The organism is Candidatus Methylomirabilota bacterium, from assembly GCA_036002485.1.
Taxonomy (GTDB): domain Bacteria; phylum Methylomirabilota; class Methylomirabilia; order Rokubacteriales; family CSP1-6; genus AR37.
In genome coordinates this window covers 1-3,511 of record DASYTI010000227.1, presented here as the reverse complement: position 1 = coordinate 3,511, position 3,511 = coordinate 1, and the positions used below count along the sequence as shown (strand labels likewise).

Genomic DNA, 3,511 nt, shown 5'->3' with positions numbered 1-3,511 from the left:
GGAGACGCTGCTCGACGTGCTTCGCGACACCCTCCACCTGACGGGCAGCAAGGAAGGCTGCGCCTCCGGCGACTGCGGCGCCTGCAGCGTCATGCTGGACGGGCGCCTGGTCTGCTCCTGTCTCGTGCTGGGCTGCGAGGTAGGTGGGCAGAAGATCGAGACCATCGAGGGCATGGCCACCGGCGAGACGCTCCATCCGCTGCAACAGCAATTCTTGAAGAGCGCCGCGCTCCAGTGCGGCATCTGCACCCCAGGGTTCCTCGTGGCCTCCAAGGCCCTGCTCGAGAGAACGACCAACCCGACGGAGACCGAGGTCCGCTACTGGCTCGCCGGCAACCTCTGCCGGTGCACGGGATACGACAAGATCGTGAGCGCGGTGATGGACACCGCCGCGACGATGAGAAAGGGATAGACCCATGGCCGAGACGATGACGAATGGGAACTCGCAGACGTATGTCGGCACGCGCACCATCCGTCCGGACGGCGCGGACAAGGTGACGGGGCGCGCCCGCTTCGGGGCCGACTTCAACCTGCCCGGCCAGCTCATCGGCCGTGTGCTGCGCAGCCCGCACCCGCACGCGCGCATCGTGTCCATCGACACCTCCCGGGCGGAGGCACTGCCCGGGGTCAAGGCCGTGATCACCCGCGCGGACTTCGCCGACCAGTCCTCGGAGTTCATCCCGGCGGGCGAGATGATGATGAACTACAAGGACGTAGTCCGGAACGTCATGGCCCGTGAGAAGGCGCTGTACGAAGGCCACGCCGTGGCCGCGGTCGCCGCCACCAGTGCCGCCATCGCCCGTCGCGCCCTCAAGCTCATCGAGGTGAAGTACGAGGTGCTCCCGCACGTGATCGACGTGGTCGAGGCGATGCAGCCAAACGCCCCCCTCCTGCACGACGATCTCTTCACCGTCGGCGTCGAGCCCAAGCCCGAGAAGCCCTCGAACATCGCCAAGCGCGTCGAGATCAAGCAGGGCGACGTGGAGGCCGGCTTCAAGAAGGCCGACCTCGTCATCGAGCGCGAGTTCAAGACGGCGCCCGTGCACCAGGGCTACATCGAGCCCCACGCCGCCCTGGCCAGCGTCTCCGAGGACGGCTCCACCGAGCTGTGGTGCACCACGCAGGGCCACTTCATCGTGCGCGCCCACTGCGCCCGGCTCCTCGGTCTCGACATCGGCAAGGTCCGCGTCACCGCCTCCGAGATCGGCGGCGGCTTCGGCGGCAAGACCGTGGTCTACCTCGAGCCGCTGGCCATCGCGCTCTCGAAGAAGGCCAAGCGGCCGGTGAAGATGGTGATGTCCCGCGAGGAGGTGTTCAAGGCCTCCGGCCCCACCTCTGGCGCCACGGTGCGCGTCAAGCTGGGCGCCACCAAGGAGGGCAAGTTCGTGGCCGCCTTCGCCGAGCTGAAGTACCAGGCAGGTGCGTTCCAGGGCTCGCCGGTACAGCCCGGTGTCATGTGCGCGTTCGCGCCCTACGACATCGAGCACGTGCACGTCATCGGCTACGACGTGGTGTCCAATCGCCCGAAGGTGGCGGCCTACCGGGCGCCGGGCGCGCCGATCTCGGAGTACGCGGTGGAGAGCGTGGTGGACGAGATCGCCAAGAAGCTCGAGATCGACCCCATCGATCTGCGCATGCAGAACGCGGCGCGTGAAGGCACCAAGGCGGCGTACGGCCCGAAGTTCGGGCCCGTCGGGCTCGAGGAGACGCTGAACGCCATCAAGAAGACCGAGCACTGGAACGCCCCGCTCCGGAAGTGGCAGGGCCGCGGCGTGGCCTCGGGCTTCTGGTTCAACATCGGCGGGGAGACCTGCGCGTCGCTCACCGTGAACGAGGACGGCACCATCTCGCTGATGGCCGGCACGCCGGACATCGGCGGGCTGCGCGCCTCGCTGGCCGCGGTGGCCGCGGACGAGCTGGGCGTCCCGTACGACAAGGTGCGCCCGATCATCGGCGACACCGGCTCCGTCGGTTTCAACTTCCTCACGGGGGGTAGCCGCTCGGCCTTCTCGGGCTCCATGGCCATCGTGGAGGCGGCCAAGCAGATCAAGGCCGAGCTGTGCGCGCGGGCCTGCAAGCTGTGGGAGGCCAAGCCGGACCAGGTCGAGTTCTCGGGCGGCTCCGTGAAGCCCCTCGGCGCCCTCGCCGAGAAGGTCAAGCCGATGTCCATCGCGGACTTCGCCAAGGTGGCCGGCAAGACCGGCGGTCCCATCGGCGGCGTGGGCCGGATCAACGCGCAGGGCGCGGGGCCGGGCTTCGGCACCCATCTCGTCGATCTCGAGGTCGACCCCGAGACCGGGCGAGTGACCATCCTGCGCTACACGGTCGCCCAGGACGCCGGCCGCGCCCTCCATCCCGCCTACGTCGAGGGACAGTTCCAGGGCGGGGCCGTCCAGGGCATCGGCTGGGCGCTGAACGAGGAGTACATCTACGGCAGCGACGGCAAGCTGCAGAACGCGGGCTTCCTCGACTATCGCATGCCCGTGGCCTCCGACGTGCCGATGATCGACGCCATCATCGTCGAGGTGGCGAACCCGAAGCACCCGTACGGCGTGCGGGGCGTCGGGGAGACGCCGATCGTGCCGCCCCTGGGGGCGATCGCCAATGCCATGGAGAGCGCCACGGGCATCCGCTTCACCGAGCTGCCGATGTCACCGCCCAAGGTGCTCAAGGCGCTCAAGGAGAAAGGGCTCAGCCGAGCCTGAGTCACGCATGGCGCGGGTGGTGCTGGTCGGCAACCTCGCGCAGCTCACGGGAGGCGTCGCCGAGTTCGATCTCTCGGCGACGTCCGTGAAGCAGCTCTTCCAGCAGCTCAGCGAGCTACACCCGGCGCTGGCGCGCCATCTGGAAGACGGGGTGGCCGTGGCCATCGACGGTCAGATCTATCAGGACGCCCTCCTCGAGCCGATCGGCCCCGACAGCGAGGTGTTCCTGCTTCCCCAGATCGCCGGCGGATCGGCATCCGCCTGATTCACACGCGCTGCGGTATCGAGGTGGTGCGGGAGGCCACTGCCGTCTGCCAGATGCTGGCGCGCCACTTCATCCCGATCAGGAAGGTGAAGAGCAGACCGACCGTGCAGCACGCGCTGATGGTCAGGGGATAGCCGATGCGCTCGATGAGGGCGCCGGAGGCCATCAAGCCGAGGGGCATGCCGTAGACGGCGAGCTGCCGCACGCCCATCACGCGTCCGCGGAAGCGCTCGCCCGCCGCGGCCAGGAGGGTGGCGGACATCGAGATCATCGCCACGTTCTGGACGAAGCCGGCGACGAAGAGCAGGAGAAGCCCCGCGCTCATGCTCCGCACGTGGCCGAAGCCGAGGAGCAGGGCGTACCAGATCGCGGTGTGGACGAGCGTGGAGCGCTCCGGGCGGCGTGGCCCTCCCGTCACCACCATGATGATGGAGGCGAGGAGGCCGCCGAAGGAGAAGCTGGCCACGAGCCAGCCCAGCCCCGTGGCGTCGACCAGGAAGACGCGCTGGGCGATGTAGGGCAGGAGGCCGCTCGACACGGG

General features: G+C 68.8%; 4 protein-coding genes. 3 read left to right on the top strand and 1 reads right to left on the bottom strand.

What is annotated here, in order from left to right; translation table 11 throughout:
• From VGT00_20165 to VGT00_20155, 3 genes are all read left to right on the top strand, one after another.
• The coding region (locus VGT00_20165; GenBank protein ID HEV8533747.1) for a (2Fe-2S)-binding protein at window positions 1-412 on the top strand (412 nt) is incomplete at its 5' end.
• Between the two features lie 4 nt (window positions 413-416).
• Window positions 417-2,705, top strand: a complete 2,289-nt coding sequence (locus tag VGT00_20160) for a xanthine dehydrogenase family protein molybdopterin-binding subunit (GenBank protein HEV8533746.1) — start codon at window positions 417-419, stop codon at window positions 2,703-2,705.
• 7 nt (window positions 2,706-2,712) lie between these two features.
• A complete protein-coding gene (locus VGT00_20155; GenBank protein ID HEV8533745.1) occupies window positions 2,713-2,970 on the top strand; it encodes a MoaD/ThiS family protein in 258 nt (85 codons plus the stop codon).
• A 1-nt stretch (window position 2,971) separates the two neighbouring features.
• Here VGT00_20155 and VGT00_20150 read toward each other — a convergent pair.
• Window positions 2,972-3,511: arabinose ABC transporter permease (locus tag VGT00_20150; GenBank protein HEV8533744.1), on the bottom strand; the 540-nt coding region annotated here is incomplete at its 5' end.

Bases quoted from the DNA above. Each gene is read 5' to 3' on its own strand.
- VGT00_20160 (HEV8533746.1), top strand. From the start codon at position 417: ATGGCCGAGACGATGACGAATGGGAACTCGCAGACGTATGTCGGCACG.
- VGT00_20155 (HEV8533745.1), top strand. From the start codon at position 2,713: ATGGCGCGGGTGGTGCTGGTCGGCAACCTCGCGCAGCTCACGGGAGGC.